A 13670-nucleotide genomic window follows, 5' to 3' on the forward strand; every position below is an offset into this window, starting at 1 on the left:
CGGGCACCACGCACGGCGTGGACGCCGACGAACCGAAACTTTACGCCCTGGCGGTGACGCCGCGCCGCGTGCGACCCGGGGAGACCGCTCGCCTGCTCTTCCGAACGGCGAACCTGTCCGGCGCCGCGCACGAGGCGCGCGTGCGCTTCGTGCTCGACGCCGGGCTCGAGCCGCTCGGCCCGACCGAGGTCGCCCTCACTCCGGTCGCGCCCGGCGACGCGTACGCCGCGCAGCTCGACGTACGCGCCGTCGCGGCGTCCGCGTCGGAGCTCGCGGCGAGCGCCGTCTTTGCGCTGGGCGAGCGGTGCTTTCCGACCAACGACTGCACGCTGCGCGTGTGCGGGCGCGCGGTGCTCGACGGCGCCGCCAGCGGCGTACGGGTCGAATGGCTCGACGCGCACACGGTGCGCGTCGAAGCGGTCCTCACCAACGAGGGCGACGCCGACGCGCACGATCTCGAACTGATCGTACCGGCGCCGCGCGGCACGCGCGCATGCTCGTCGCCGGCCGCGACGAGAATCGCGGTGCTTGCGCCGGGCGCATCGGCGCGCACGGCGTTCGAGGCGTCACTCGTCGCGCCGGTGCCGCTCGTGCGGTGCGAGGACGCGTACGTCGTCGCCGGCGACGGCACGCGCTACGCGTTGCCCGCCCGCGCGCACGTCCGGACCCAAGCCGCGTTGGCACCGCCCGCGGTGAGCGTGCGCTGCGTGGCGCGCACGCTCGACCTCGCGATCGAGCTGAGCAACGACGGTTGGGCCGACGCGCTGGGCGTGCCCGTCCAGCTGCAGCTGCCCGGCGGCGTACGCGAGGTGCCGGGCAGCCTGCGGCTGGACGACGTGCCGCTGCGTCGCGTGCGCGGCGAGCCGATCGTGGTGCCGCGCGTTGGCGCCCGCGGCAGGTGCCGTGTCTCGCTGCGCGCGACGGTGCCGCCCGGCACGGGGCCCGGCTCGCTGTCGGTGCTCGCGGCCGAGCACGCCGTCAGCGCCGCGTTCGTTCCGGCGGTGATTCGCGAGCTGCGGCTGCGCTGGTTGGACGGCCTCGCGCACGCCACGCCCGGCGAACCGGCCGCCGTCGTGCTCGAGCTGCACAACGCCGGCGACGTCCCCGTGCGCGCGGACGTCGCCGTCGGCGAGCCGTGGACGATGCTCGGCCACGACCTCGCGCCCAAGCCGCTCGCCGCCGGCGCGCATGTCGTGGTGCGCGTCGAGCTGCGTCTGGACGAGCAGGTGGCGGACGGCGAGGAGGTTCCGTTGACCGTGACCGGTACCGAGGCGGCGGGCGAGGCGCACGCATGCGTCGAGGCCTGCGTGCTCGTTCGCGACCGCCCCTGGCTCGCGCTCGACGATCTCCCGGTGCGTGACGGCGACGACGCGGTGCGCTACACCGTGCGGCACGTCGGGACGACGCCGGCGCGCGCGCTGACCATCCATGCCGGCGACCTGACGCGGCCGCTGGACGACCTGGATCCCGGCGAGCGCGCCGAGGTCGTGCTGCCGCTCGAGGTCGCACGACGCGGCGCCGCCGTGCACGTGCGTGGGCGGCACGCCCTGCAGCTGCCGGCGCGCGACGGCCGGCCCGCCGCACGCGTCGAGCTCGACGCCGAGCTGCCCGACGCGGTCGTCGCCGGCGCGCCGTTCGCGTTGCTGATACGCTGCGCAACGGCCGACGACGTCGATGCGCTGCGGCTGCGCCTTACCGGCATGCGCGGTGTTCGGCACGTCGCGGGTTCGACGGTGCTCGACGCGGTGCCGTTGCTCGACCACGGCGACCGCGCTCCGCTGGCCGAACCCGGCTTGCAGTTGCGCGGCCTGGCTGCCGGCACCCGGTTCGTGGTGCGCTGCCTGTTGGTCGCGGATGCCGGCGAGGGTGAGCGCACGCTCCAGCTCGCGGTCGACGTCGACGACGAGCCGGGGCCGATGCTCGCGCGTACGCTGACCGTTACGGCGTACGACGGTTTCGCCACGCGCCCGCAGGGTCTGGCGTACCACGTCGACGCGTGCAGTCTCGTCTGCGCCGCCGTGCCCGCGCCGGCCGCGCCGAGCGAACCCGCGGCGTTGCAACCCGAACCGGTCGTGGCGGGCGGCGAACAAGTCGAGGACTATACGCTGCTGCACCGCTTCGACGACGACCGGGTCGCGTTGCTGGTGCGCGCGCTGCGCGCGGCGGCACCGCGCGGGTTGGCCAGTCGATTGCTCCCGCTGCGCGCGCTCTTCCCCGACGCGGAGGGTGGAGGCGATGCCGACGCGCAACGCGCGCTCGCCTGCGCGGGCGAGGCGTTGGGCGACGTCTTCGACCGGCTTTCGGTCAAGCTGTGCATCCCCGGCTTCGCCGCCGACGGCGACGACCTCGAGGACGGCGTGCTGCGTGTCGCGCTCGACGCGCTGTGCGCGCAGCTGCTGGCGACGCCCACGACGAGCGCGGCGGGTGACGCGGCCTGCGTGCAGCTCAGCGCGTCGCGCGTGCGCGAGGCGCGCGCGACCTTGGCGGTCGCGCCCTACGGCGCCCCCGAGGTCGTGCAGCTGCTGCTCGATCTGGTGCCGAACCGCTGCGAGGACCCGCTGCTCGGCGCCGCGCTGACGCGCTGGGCGCAGGCCGCGCGCGCAGCGGTCGACGCCGCCGCGGCCGGCGGCCGGCTCGCCTTCGACGACGCGCTCGCGCGCGGCCCGATCGCCGACGCGCTCGACGACGCCGGCGCGAGCGTGCTGGCCGCCCTGCGCGCGCGCGGCGCCGTGTCGGGAGGTGTCGCGTGATCGAGCTCTCCTCCGCGCTGGCGGTGGCCGGAACGGGCCTGGCCGCCTTCGCCATCCTCGCGCCCCGCACGGTGGCGCTCCTCCCCGCCGCGGCACCGGCTCCACTCTCCCGCCCGCGGCCGCCCTCGTACGACGAGGGCTGGCCGCCCCCGTTCGTCGCGCTCGGCCCGGAACCGCCGGCGACCGCGCGCTGGCCGGCGTGGGTCGATCCCGCGGCGACCGGCGCGGACCTGCAGCTCCGCGGCGTCCTGATCGACGCGCTCGGCGCGGCGCGCACGACGTGGGCGCGCTCGATCCTCGAACGCGCCCTCGACGACGAACCCGATGCCGCGCTGCGCGCGGCGATCCGCGACTACGTGCGCTCGTAGATGCCGACGAGCTCGCCGCTCGCCAGCACGTGCGCGTTCGAGACGAACTTGAACTTCGCATAGCTGGTCGTCTTGTCGAGGCCGAGCTGCGGAACGTCCAGCGCGTAGACGGTGATGTGGTAGTGGTGCGGGCCGTGGCCGGGCGGCGGACACGGACCGCCGTAGGCTTGTGTCCCGAAATCGGTCGTGCCGTGGATGCCGCCGACGCCCGCGTCGGACTTCGCGCCCGCACCCTCCGGCAGCGACGTCGTCGTGGCCGGGATGTCGAACAGCACCCAGTGGACGAAACCGACACCGGTCGGCGCGTCCGGATCCCAAATCGTGATCGCGAAGGACTTGGTGCCGGCCGGCGCACCGGACCACGACAACTGCGGGCTGCGGTTACCGCCGGTGCACCCGAACCCGTCGAACACCGCCGTGTCCGGAATCGTCTGGCCGTCTTTGAACGACGTGCTCGTCACAGCGAGCTTCGTTTTCGTCTCCATGCGACCGAGTGTACCCGAAACAGATGCGCCGCGGGTGAGGTAGTATCGCGCGTGATCGCCGTGCCTGGCCTCCGCGTCGTGCTGCCGCTGGCAGCGGCCGCGGTGCTCGCGGCCTGCTCGGGCCCCGCCGGCTCGGCCGGGACGTCGGCCGTCGCATGCCCGCAGGTGATCGCCGCCACCGATCTCGTCTATCCGGCATCCGGCTCGAGCGGGATCCCCGACGCGATCGGGCAGGTCGTCGTCTCCGGTCCGGCCAGCACGGTGGCCTTGACGCCGTCCGGCGGCGCCGCCGTCACCTCCAGCACGCAGGTCGCCGTCCCGACCCCGCTGCCGAGCCCCAACACGCAGCCGGTGAACTGGCAGACCGCGTTCGCGTTCCCGACCCTCGCGGCCGGCACGACCTACACCGTGAGCATCACCAACGCGGACGTCGCGCCGGGCTGTCCCGGTGCCGGCCCGACCGACCTGGGAACGTTCACCACGAAATGAAGAGGGTTCGCCTTTCGGCGAACCCTGCGTCTACGCGCTCTGGTCTTTGGGGCGTTCGGCGAAGATGAGCGTCGGCTGCTCTTTCTTCTCGACGACCTCTTTGTTGATGACGCACTTCTTGACGCCTTGCAGCGAGGGCAAGTCGTACATCACGTCGAGCATGATCTCTTCGAGGATCGAGCGCAGGCCGCGCGCGCCGGTCTTGCGCGACTGCGCCTTGACGGCGATCGCGATCAGCGCTTCTTTGGTGAAGGTCAGCTCGACGCCGTCCATCCCCATGATCTTCTGGAACTGACGGACCAGCGCGTTGCGCGGCTCGACCAGGATGCGGCGCAGCGCGAGCTCGTCGAGCGCGTCCAGCGTCACCACGATCGGCAGGCGGCCGATGAACTCCGGGATCAGCCCGAACTTGAGCAGATCCTCGGGCATCAGCTGCTGCAGGAGCTTGGCCTGGCGCGCGTCCTTCTTCGATTCCGGGCTGGCCCGGAAGCCCAGCGAGTTCGAGGCGACGCGGCCTTCGATGATCTTCTCGAGCCCGTCGAACGCGCCGCCGCAGATGAACAGCACGTTGGTCGTGTCGATCTGGATGAACTCTTGGTGCGGATGCTTGCGCCCGCCCTGCGGCGGCACGTTGGCCGTCGTCCCTTCGAGGATCTTGAGCAGCGCCTGCTGCACGCCCTCGCCGCTCACGTCGCGCGTGATCGACGGGTTCTCGCTCTTGCGAGCGATCTTGTCGATCTCGTCGATGTAGACGATGCCCTTCTCGGCGCGCTTGACGTCGTAGTCGGCGGCCTGAATGAGCTTGAGCAGGATGTTCTCGACGTCTTCCCCGACGTAACCGGCCTCGGTGAGCGAGGTGGCGTCGGCCATCGCGAGCGGGACGTCGAGGATCTTGGCCAGCGTCTGCGCGAGGTACGTCTTGCCGCTGCCGGTCGGCCCGACGAGCAAGATGTTGCTCTTCTGCAGCTCGACCTCTTCGGGGCTGCCCGTCGCCGCGCCGCCGTTGACCCGCTTGTAGTGGTTGTAGACGGCGACCGCCAGCGACTTCTTGGCCCGCTCCTGGCCGATGACGTACTGGTTGAGGATGTGGTTGATCTCCTTCGGCTTCGGAATGTTCCGCAGCCGAAGGTTCTCATCGACGTTCTTGTAGAGCTCTTCCTCGATGATCTCGTTGCAGAGCTCGATGCACTCGTCGCAGATGTAGACGCCCGGGCCCGCGATCAACTTGCGCACCTGCTCCTGCGATTTGCCGCAGAAGCTGCACTTCAGCTGACCCTTCTCGTCCCCGAAACGAAACATGCGTTGACCCTACAGGCTCTGGGAGTTGGGCGAGACCGTGCGATTCTCTTTGGAGAAGACCTGGTCGACGATCCCGTACTCCTGCGCTTCCTGCGAGGTCATGTAGTAGTCGCGCTCGATGTCTTTGAGGATCTTGTCGATGGGCTGCTTGGTGGTCTGCTCGTAGATGCCCGCCAGGGTCCGCCGGGTCGCGATCAGGTCGCGTGCGTGGATTTCGATATCCGTCGCCTGGCCACCCACCTGCTGGACCCAGGGTTGGTGGATCAGGATCTTGGCGTACGGGAGCGCGAAGCGCTTCCCGGCCGCCCCGCCCGTGAGCAGGATGGAGGCCATGGACGCGGCCATGCCGGCGCAGATCGTCGCGACGTCCGGCTTGATGAGCTGCATCGTGTCGTAGATCGCCAGACCCGCGGTCACCGACCCGCCGGGGCTGTTGATGTACATGTCGATATCTTTATCGGCGTCCTCGCGCTCCAAGAAGAGCAGCTGCGCGATGACCAGCGAGGCCATGCCGTCGTCGATCGGTCCGTGGACGAAGACGATGCGTTCTTTGAGTAGGCGCGAGTAGATGTCGTACGCGCGTTCACCGCGTGCGCTCTGCTCGACAACCATCGGTACCAAGTGTCCCATGTGCGCCCTCCGTGACCTACTCGGATGCGACTTCAGTTGCAGGCACGCGTTTGGCCTGCTCGATCAGCCGGTCGATGGTCTTGGTACGGACGATGCCGTCGATCATGGCCCCCACGTTCGACTGCAGCGCCTGGATGATCCGCTCGCGCGGCTGCCCGTATTGGGCCGCCAGGGCGTCCAGCTCGGCTTCGACGTCCGCCTCGGTCGCCTGGACGCCTTCCTTCTTCGCGATCGCTTCGATCAGCAGCGTGGTCTTGACCCGGCGCTCGGCCTCGCCGCGGAAGGTCTCGCGGATCTCGGCCTCGCTCTTGCCGCTCTGCGCGACGTAGTCGTCCCACGGCACGCCGGCCCGGGCGATGTACTGCTTGGACTCCTCGAGCAGGGCGTCCAGCTCGCGCTCGACCAGCACCTCGGGCAGCGGGAAGTCGTTGGCCGCGACGATCTTGTCCAGCAGCTCCGAGGACATCCGCCGGCGGCCGTTGGTCCGCACCTGGTCGTCCAAGCGGCGCCGCAGGTCGGCCTTGAGCTCGTCGAGCGTCTCGAAGCGCGAGACGCGCTTGGCCAGCTCGTCGTCGAGCGGGCTCAGCTCCGGCTCCTTGACCTCGTGGACGGTGATGGTGAAGACGGCGTCCTTCCCGGCCAGGTCGGCGTTGCCGTAGCCCTTGGGGAAGCTCGCCGAGACCTCTTTCGTCTCGCCGGCGCGCATCCCGACCATCCCGGCGGCGAAGCCGGGGATGAACTGCTCCTCGCGGACCTCGGTCTCCTGACCCTGGGCCGTCCCGCCGTCGAAGGCGACGCCGTCGATCTTCCCTTCATAGTCGACCGTGACGACGTCGCCGAGCTGCACCGGCCGGTCGGCCGGGACCAGGGTGGCGGCGTTGCGGCGCAACTGGTCGAGCGTCCGCTCGACGTCCTCGTCCGAGGCCGTCTCCGGAACGTCGGTCACCTCGACCCCCAGGTAATCCTGCGGCTCGATCGGCGGGCGGACGGTGACGACCGCCTTGAAGCTCGGCGGCTCGCCGCCCTCGCCGCCGACCAAGTCGACGGACGGCTGCGCCAAGGGCTCGAGCTGATGTTCCTCGATCGCGGCCCGGTACTTCGTCGAGAGCAGCTCTTCGAGCGCCCGGTCGATGATCTGGGCGTTGCCGTAGGCGCTCTCGAAGACTTTGCGCGGCACCTTGCCGGGGCGGAAGCCCGGCACTTTCACGTTGCGGACCAGGCGACGGAACGCGGCATCCTGCGCCGCGCTGTACTCTTCCGGCGTGATGCTGATCTCGAGCTCGACGCGAGTGGGGTCGAGCGGCTTCAGCGTCGAGGGCACGAGCGAGGAAAACCTCCGGAAGCGGGGACGGCGGGCAAGCGCCCGCCGTCGAATCGTACATGGAGCGGAAGACGAGATTTGAACTCGCGACCCTCGCCTTGGCAAGGCGATGCTCTACCGCTGAGCTACTTCCGCGCGAGCCGGACGCACACTTCGTGGCCCCCGGCGCGAACCCTCGGAGTGTACCCAACCGCCACAACCCGCGTCAAGCAGGAGCGGGACCTTCAATCTGGGCGCACTGAGACTCGAACTCAGACGGGTTGCCCCACGGGAACCTAAATCCCGCGCGTCTACCGATTTCGCCATGCGCCCGTCGCTGAGGCGGGCGTTTCGCCCCGAGCGGCGAGGACACCGCCCGGGGCGCGGCCTTCACACGAGGCTGAAGTGGAGCTCGCCGAGCTTCGAGATCGACGTGCGCACGCGATCGCCCGGCTTGAGCCAGACCTGCTTGTCCTTGGGATAGCCGAGGATCACGCCGCTGGGCGTGCCGGTGAAGATGATGTCGCCCGGCTGCAGCGTGACGAACTGCGAGGTGTAGCTGATGATGTGCGCGACGTTGAAGATCATCAGCGAGGTGTTCATGTTCTGGCGCGGCGTCGTCTCGTCGTTGACGAACGTCTGGATCTGCAGCGTCTGCGGATCGGGGATCTGATCGGCGGTGACCAGCCACGGCCCGAGCGGCGCGAACTGATCGGGCGTCTTGCCGGTCATCCACTGCGACACGCGCATCTGCGCGTCGCGCGCGGTGAAATCGTGGCCGCACGAGTAGCCGAAGACGTAGTTCAGCGCTTGCGCTTCCGGCACGTTCTGCGCCGTCTTGCCGATGTAGACGACCAGCTCGGACTCGTAGTCGAACTGCGAGACGGGCAGATGGCTGACGGCGACCGTGCCCTTGTGGCGGTTGAGCGCGGTGTTGAACTTGTTGAACAGATCGGGATAGGGCGGCAGCTTTTCGCCCGTCTCCGCCAAGTGCGCGCGGTAGTTCAGGCCGACGCAGACGATCTTCGGCGGGCTGCCGACCAGCGGGCCGAACTCGGCCGTGCTCTCCGAGCGCAGCGCGCTGGCCGGTGCGTTCGCCGCGATGCGCTGCAGGGCGCCGACGTTGCCGCGGCCGGCGATCACGTCGTCGACGGTGCGCGGCGGGTCGGTGACGCCGAGCGCCGCCGCGGCCGCCGCGACGTCGACGATCCCGCGCGAGGTCCGCACGCCGACGTGGTCGACGCCGTGGTCGCGCAAGGTGGTCAGGGTCAGGCCGCGGGTCGCCGCGGCGACCTCGTCGGGGCCGGCCATCGCGGCCAGGGTGGGCGCCGCGGCGGCCGCCGCGAGCGAGCCGGCGGCGCCGGCGAGAAATGTTCCGCGAGAAGGCTTCATGACTGCAATTCCCCTCCAGTGATGAGCGTCGGGGGCTTCTCTGCTCGTCGTGTGGGCCCTGGCATACCAGAGCGATTCCGGCCCGCGGCGCTCGGTTGGCGCCGCGTGGTACGATGGGCCGGTCGCGGGACGTAGCTCAGCTTGGTAGAGCGCTTGCTTTGGGAGCAAGAAGTCGCAGGTTCAAATCCTGTCGTCCCGACCATGTCCGCTCGCGCCGGTGGTCTAACGGATAAGGCATCCGCCTTCTAAGCGGAACGATGGGGGTTCGATTCCCTCCCGGCGTACGACGGTCGTCAGCTGAAGTACCGGCGCGGGTTCTCGACCAGCATCGTCGCGATCTGCGCCTCGGTAACGCCGCGCTCGCGCAGCGCCGGCAGCACGTCGTCGTGGATGTGCACGTAGGTCCAGCGCGGCATCGCCGCCTCGCGCTGGGCGGCCGGCATCCAGTCGATGAAGCACGCGGCGTCCTGCGAGAGGACCATGCGCTCCGCGTAGCCGCGCCGGCACAGCTCGGCGACCGTGTCGACGCGCTGCTCGAACGGCAGCAGCCGATCGATCCCGAACCGGTCCATCCCCAGGTACGAGCCCGCGTCGGCGAGCTCGGTCAGATAGGCCAGGTCCGTCGAGTCGCCGCTGTGACCGATGACGACCTTGGTCAGGTCGACGCCCTCTTCGCGGAAGACGCGCTGCGCTTCCAGGCCCGAGCGCGTGTGGACGTTGGTGTGCACCGTGATCGGCGCACCCGTCTCGCGGTGTGCCGCCGCGACCGCGCGCATCACGCGCTCGACGCCGCGCGTCAAGCCTCGCCGTTCGATCACGCACTTGAGAAAGGCGGCCTTGACGCCGGTGTCGGCGATGCCCTCGCGGATGTCGTGCACGAACATCTCGACCAGCGGCTCCTCGCCGCCGTAGGGCAGCCCGGGGCCGACCAGGTGGAACGCGAACGGAACCTCGTCGTAGGTGTAGAGCCCGGTCGCGACGATGATGTTCAGGTCGACCTCGGCGTTGATGCGCGCGATGCGCGGGATATACCGGCCCAGGCCGATCACGGTCGGATCGACGATCGTGTCGACGCCGCGCGATGCGAGGTCGCGCAGCTTCCGGACCGCGTCGCGCACCCGCTCTTCTTCGTCCCAGTAACCCGGATAGTTCTGGCGGATCTCCTCGTTGAGGACGAAGACGTGTTCGTGCATCAGCGTCGTCCCAAGCCGATCGACGTCGACCGGACCGCGAACGGTCTCCACGCGTGCGTGCGCGCTCATCGTTCGCGGCGCTTCGGGCCGCGAACCGGCCGTCCTTGCGACACCCTGGGATTGCAGGATGCCACCCCGTTGGCATCGTCGAGCGCGACAATAAAACATGCGCATTTGCGGTCACTGTCGCGAACAGCGGCAGGACGAGGACTACGGGATTCGCGACCGGAGGACGGGCCGCCGGCACACGATCTGTGTCCACTGTCGCCGCGCCTATGCGAACGCGTACGCGCGTCGCCACCGTGTCCGCTACAACGCCGAGAAGCGGCGACGCGTCGCGTTGGTGCGAGCTCGCAATCGCGCGATCCTCGACGCTTATCTCGCAACGCATCCGTGCGTCGACTGCGGCATCACGGATCCGCTCGTACTCGAGTTCGACCACGTCCGCGGCGTCAAGATACGCGACGTTACCACCTTGGCGCACGAGGCCGCTCGCGTGGACCGCCTCTCTACGGAGATCGGGAAGTGCGAGGTGCGTTGCGCGAACTGTCATCGGCGGCGTACGATGGTGCAACTTTGGGGCAGGAAACCGTGTCCACCATGTCGATCCTAGTCGGGTCGCGCGTGTCGCGGTGACTGTAGCTCAGCTGGTAGAGCGCTCGACTGTGACTCGAGAGGCCGCGGGATCATGCCCCGTCAGTCACCCCAAAACTCGCTTGCGCGGCTCCTCCGGCGGGACGCGCCCGTAGCTCAGTGGTAGAGCATCCGCCTTTTAAGCGGTTGGTCGATGGTTCGATCCCATCCGGGCGCAATTGCCCCAACAACTCCGAGGTGCTTGACGAACCCCGACCTGCCCGGTAACCTACTGTATCGTTCGCACCGCTAGCTCAATGGTAGAGCAGTTGACTCTTAATCAATTGGTTGTAGGTTCGAGTCCTACGCGGTGCACCAGTCCCGACGGCGGCCGAGGTCGAGAGACCCGGCCGCCGCCGCTTTTCAGCCGACGCCGGCGCGGCTGAGGGCGGCGACCAGCGCCGCCGCCGCGATCGCGCGGTGGCTGACCCGGTTCTTCTCGTCGCCGCGCATCTCGGCGAACGTCTTCCCCGTCGGTGGATACAGGAATACCGGATCGAACGAGAAGCCGGCCTCGCCGCGCTCCTCGGGCGCGATCGCGCCGTCGACCGTCCCCATCGCCGCGAACTCGCGGCCCTGATCGTCGATGAAGTGCAGCGCGCTGACGAACCGCGCGCGGCGGTCGGTCAACCCGTGCGGCGCGTCCGCGAGCTCGGCCAGCAGCTTCTTGCGCCGCTCGCCCCACGACACTTCGGCGCCGCCGTAGTACGCCGTCAGCACGCCGGGCCGGCGGTCCAGCGCGTAGACCTCGAGTCCGGAGTCGTCGGCCAGCACGTTGGCCGGCCGGCCTGCCCGGGCGAGCTGCGCGGAGAGTGCGCGCGCCTTGAGCGCCGCGTTCTCGGCGTACGAGACGTCGCCTTCGATCGGATCCTCGTAATCACCGTACGTGGCCAACTCGAAGCCCGCGTCGGTGAAAAGGGATTCCATCTCGCGGAGCTTGCCGAAGTTGGTCGTCGCGACGTAGACGCGCATGACCCGATTCTACGCGATCGGACCCGCGATCACCGTCCGGACGACTGTCCCGACGACTACGATTCGTCGAGCCGCAGCACGGCCATGAAGGCTTCCTGCGGCAAGTCGACGCGGCCGACGCGCTTCATCCGCTCCTTGCCGGCCTTCTGCTTCTCGAGCAGCTTGCGCTTGCGGGTGATGTCGCCGCCGTAGCACTTGGCCAGGACGTTCTTGCGCATCGCGCTGACCGTCTCGCGGGCGACGATCTTGCCGCCGATCGCGGCCTGGATCGGGACGTCGAACATCTGGCGCGGGATCAGCTCCTTGAGCTTCTCCGTCAGCGCGCGCCCGCGCGAGGCGGCCTTGTCGCGCGCGACGATGAACGAGAGCGCGTCGACCGGCTCGCCGTTGAGCAAGATCTCCAGCTTGACCAGGTCGCCCTCTTTGTAGCCCGCCAGCTCGTAGTCGAGCGAGGCGTAGCCCTTGGTGCGGCTCTTGAGCTGATCGAAGTAGTCGACGATGACCTCGGCCAGCGGCATGTCGTAGGTCAGGATCACCCGGCCGTCGTGGAGGTACTCCATGTTGCCCAGCGCGCCACGGCGGTTCTGGGTCAGCTCCATGATCGTGCCGACGTACTCGGGCGGCGTGATGACGGTCGCCTTGACGTACGGTTCTTCCATCACGGCGATCTTGTCGCGCGGCGGCAGCTTCGCCGGGTTGTCGATCGTCTCGACCGTCCCGTCCGTCATCGTCACCCGGAACACGACCGACGGCGACGTCGCGATCAGGTCGAGGTTGAAGTTGCGCTCCAGCCGCTCCTGGACGATCTCCATGTGGAGCAGGCCCAGAAAGCCGCAGCGGAACCCGAAGCCCAGCGCGATCGAGGACTCCGGCTCGAAGTGCAGGGCCGAGTCGTTGAGGGCGAGCTTCTCGAGCGCGTCGCGCAGCTCGGAGACCTCGACGCCCTCGTTCGGGTACAAGCCGCAGTAGACCATCGGGACGATCGGCTTGTAGCCGGGCAGCGGCTCGGAGGCCGGATCGGCGGCCAGCGTGATCGTGTCGCCGACGTCGAGCTCGCCCAGCGACTTGATGTTGGCGATCACGTAGCCGACGCTGCCCGCGCTCAGGCTGCCGGTCTTACGCATCTCGGGCTTGAAGACGCCGACCTCGGTCGCCTCGTAGACGCGCCGGTGCGCCATCGACATGAAGCGCGAGCCGACTTTCAGCTCGCCGTCGACGACGCGCACGTACGCGACGACGCCGCGATAGGTGTCGAACTGCGCGTCGAAGATCAGCCCGCGCAGTTTCTGCTCGGTGCCGCGCGGCGGCGGGATGCGGGTGACGATGGCCTCGAGGATCTCCTCGATCCCGATCCCTTCCTTGGCCGACGCGGGGATCGCCTCGGAGCCCTCGATGACCAGCATCTCCTCGATCTCGCCCTTGACCCGCTCGACGTCCGCTGCCGGCAGGTCGATCTTGTTGATGACCGGGATGATGGTCAGGTTCTGCGCCAGCGCGAGGTGGTAGTTGGCCAGCGTCTGCGCTTCGATGCCTTGCGCGGCGTCGATGACCAGCAGCGCGCCCTCGCAGGCCTGCAGCGAACGCGAGACTTCGCTCGAGAAGTCGACGTGGCCGGGCGTGTCGATGAAGTTCAGCTCGTACGTGTTCCCGTCGTGCGCCGTGTAGGTCAGCGTGACGGGGTGCATCTTGATCGTGATCCCGCGCTCGCGCTCGAGATCCATCGCGTCGAGCATCTGCTCTTCGATGTCGCGCTGCGCGATCGTCGAGGTGAACTCCAACAGACGGTCGCTCAGCGTCGTCTTGCCGTGATCGATGTGCGCGATGATGCAGAAGTTGCGGACACGGGACGCGTCCACGCCGACCGCGGCGTCGGGCTGGGTCACGGGCTCAGAAGCACGCGTGGGCCTGCGGGCTGACGATCCCGTTCTCGACCAGCAAGATGACCAGCATCACCACCAGGAACGAGAGATCGAGTCCTCCCATCGGCGGGATGACGCGGCGTACCGGCGTGATCACGGGTTCGACCAGCATCGCGAGGTAGTCGCTCCAGCGGCCGCGCAGGCTCGGCACCCACGAGAGCAGCGCGTACACGAACAGCACGAGCAAGTAGAGCTTGAAGAGGACGTCGAGGACCGACCACAGCTGACAAGTGAGCACGT

At 69.1% G+C, this 13670-nt stretch carries 12 protein-coding genes and 7 tRNA genes; 8 read left to right on the forward strand and 11 right to left on the reverse strand.

Features of this window, described 5'->3' with window-relative positions; genetic code table 11:
* Nucleotides 1-17: 17 nt before the first annotated feature.
* Complete coding sequence (locus tag VMD91_05680) at nt 18-2750, forward strand: hypothetical protein (protein HTW83545.1); 2733 nt, start codon at nt 18-20, stop codon at nt 2748-2750.
* Nucleotides 2747-3118 (forward strand): hypothetical protein, encoded by a 372-nt coding sequence (locus VMD91_05685; GenBank protein ID HTW83546.1) that lies wholly within the window; start codon nt 2747-2749, stop codon nt 3116-3118. The genes VMD91_05680 and VMD91_05685 overlap by 4 nt, the downstream gene beginning before the upstream one ends.
* Here the strand turns inward: VMD91_05685 and VMD91_05690 are convergent.
* Nucleotides 3103-3603, reverse strand: coding sequence for a YbhB/YbcL family Raf kinase inhibitor-like protein (locus VMD91_05690; GenBank protein HTW83547.1), 501 nt, complete (start codon nt 3601-3603; stop codon nt 3103-3105). The two genes, VMD91_05685 and VMD91_05690, sit on opposite strands and share 16 nt — an antisense overlap.
* Before the next feature lie 51 nt (nt 3604-3654).
* Between VMD91_05690 and VMD91_05695 the strand changes: the two genes are divergently transcribed.
* Nucleotides 3655-4092, forward strand: coding sequence for a hypothetical protein (locus VMD91_05695; GenBank protein HTW83548.1), 438 nt, complete (start codon nt 3655-3657; stop codon nt 4090-4092).
* 30 nt (nt 4093-4122) lie between these two features.
* Here VMD91_05695 and clpX read toward each other — a convergent pair whose 3' ends face one another.
* From clpX to VMD91_05725, 6 genes are all read right to left on the reverse strand, one after another.
* Nucleotides 4123-5391, reverse strand: a complete 1269-nt coding sequence (gene clpX, locus VMD91_05700) for an ATP-dependent Clp protease ATP-binding subunit ClpX (GenBank protein ID HTW83549.1) — start codon at nt 5389-5391, stop codon at nt 4123-4125.
* A 9-nt stretch (nt 5392-5400) separates the two neighbouring features.
* Nucleotides 5401-6012 (reverse strand): ATP-dependent Clp protease proteolytic subunit, encoded by a 612-nt coding sequence (locus VMD91_05705; GenBank protein ID HTW83550.1) that lies wholly within the window; start codon nt 6010-6012, stop codon nt 5401-5403.
* A gap of 25 nt (nt 6013-6037) precedes the next feature.
* Nucleotides 6038-7342 (reverse strand): trigger factor, encoded by a 1305-nt coding sequence (gene tig / locus VMD91_05710; protein ID HTW83551.1) that lies wholly within the window; start codon nt 7340-7342, stop codon nt 6038-6040.
* Nucleotides 7343-7402: 60 nt separating this feature from the next.
* Nucleotides 7403-7477 (reverse strand) — tRNA-Gly (locus VMD91_05715).
* 95 nt (nt 7478-7572) lie between these two features.
* Nucleotides 7573-7654, reverse strand: a tRNA-Leu gene (locus tag VMD91_05720).
* A 57-nt stretch (nt 7655-7711) separates the two neighbouring features.
* Nucleotides 7712-8713, reverse strand: a complete 1002-nt coding sequence (locus VMD91_05725; GenBank protein ID HTW83552.1) for a fumarylacetoacetate hydrolase family protein — start codon at nt 8711-8713, stop codon at nt 7712-7714.
* 125 nt (nt 8714-8838) lie between these two features.
* Here VMD91_05725 and VMD91_05730 point away from each other — a divergent pair.
* Both VMD91_05730 and VMD91_05735 read left to right on the forward strand, forming a co-directional pair.
* A tRNA-Pro gene (locus VMD91_05730) sits at nt 8839-8915 on the forward strand.
* 9 nt (nt 8916-8924) lie between these two features.
* A tRNA-Arg gene (locus VMD91_05735) sits at nt 8925-8997 on the forward strand.
* A 9-nt stretch (nt 8998-9006) separates the two neighbouring features.
* On the opposite strand, the gene VMD91_05740 is transcribed toward VMD91_05735, so the two are convergent.
* Nucleotides 9007-9975, reverse strand: coding sequence for a hypothetical protein (locus VMD91_05740; GenBank protein ID HTW83553.1), 969 nt, complete (start codon nt 9973-9975; stop codon nt 9007-9009).
* Between the two features lie 563 nt (nt 9976-10538).
* On the opposite strand from VMD91_05740, the gene VMD91_05745 reads away from it, so the two are divergent.
* The 3 genes from VMD91_05745 (at nt 10539) to VMD91_05755 (ending at nt 10857) form a co-directional block, all read left to right on the forward strand.
* Nucleotides 10539-10614, forward strand: a tRNA-His gene (locus VMD91_05745).
* A gap of 31 nt (nt 10615-10645) precedes the next feature.
* Nucleotides 10646-10717, forward strand: a tRNA-Lys gene (locus VMD91_05750).
* A 65-nt stretch (nt 10718-10782) separates the two neighbouring features.
* A tRNA-Lys gene (locus tag VMD91_05755) sits at nt 10783-10857 on the forward strand.
* 45 nt (nt 10858-10902) lie between these two features.
* Here VMD91_05755 and rdgB read toward each other — a convergent pair.
* Genes rdgB through VMD91_05770 form a run of 3 tightly spaced genes read right to left on the reverse strand, consistent with a single transcriptional unit; the run spans nt 10903 to nt 13668 of the window.
* Nucleotides 10903-11511 (reverse strand): RdgB/HAM1 family non-canonical purine NTP pyrophosphatase, encoded by a 609-nt coding sequence (gene rdgB / locus VMD91_05760; GenBank protein HTW83554.1) that lies wholly within the window; start codon nt 11509-11511, stop codon nt 10903-10905.
* Between the two features lie 56 nt (nt 11512-11567).
* Nucleotides 11568-13394, reverse strand: a complete 1827-nt coding sequence (gene lepA / locus VMD91_05765; GenBank protein HTW83555.1) for a translation elongation factor 4 — start codon at nt 13392-13394, stop codon at nt 11568-11570.
* A gap of 4 nt (nt 13395-13398) precedes the next feature.
* Nucleotides 13399-13668, reverse strand: a complete 270-nt coding sequence (locus tag VMD91_05770) for a YggT family protein (GenBank protein ID HTW83556.1) — start codon at nt 13666-13668, stop codon at nt 13399-13401.
* Between the last annotated feature and the right edge of the window lie 2 nt (nt 13669-13670).

The organism is Candidatus Sulfotelmatobacter sp. (genome assembly GCA_035504415.1).
Taxonomy (GTDB): domain Bacteria; phylum Vulcanimicrobiota; class Vulcanimicrobiia; order Vulcanimicrobiales; family Vulcanimicrobiaceae; genus Vulcanimicrobium.

What these genes read in the sequence shown, in the direction of transcription:
- VMD91_05690 (HTW83547.1), bottom strand. Translation starts at nt 3,603, where the DNA reads ATGGAGACGAAAACGAAGCTCGCTGTGACGAGCACGTCGTTCAAAGAC.
- clpX (HTW83549.1), bottom strand. Translation starts at nt 5,391, where the DNA reads ATGTTTCGTTTCGGGGACGAGAAGGGTCAGCTGAAGTGCAGCTTCTGC.
- VMD91_05725 (HTW83552.1), bottom strand. Translation starts at nt 8,713, where the DNA reads ATGAAGCCTTCTCGCGGAACATTTCTCGCCGGCGCCGCCGGCTCGCTC.
- VMD91_05740 (HTW83553.1), bottom strand. Translation starts at nt 9,975, where the DNA reads ATGAGCGCGCACGCACGCGTGGAGACCGTTCGCGGTCCGGTCGACGTC.
- rdgB (HTW83554.1), bottom strand. Translation starts at nt 11,511, where the DNA reads ATGCGCGTCTACGTCGCGACGACCAACTTCGGCAAGCTCCGCGAGATG.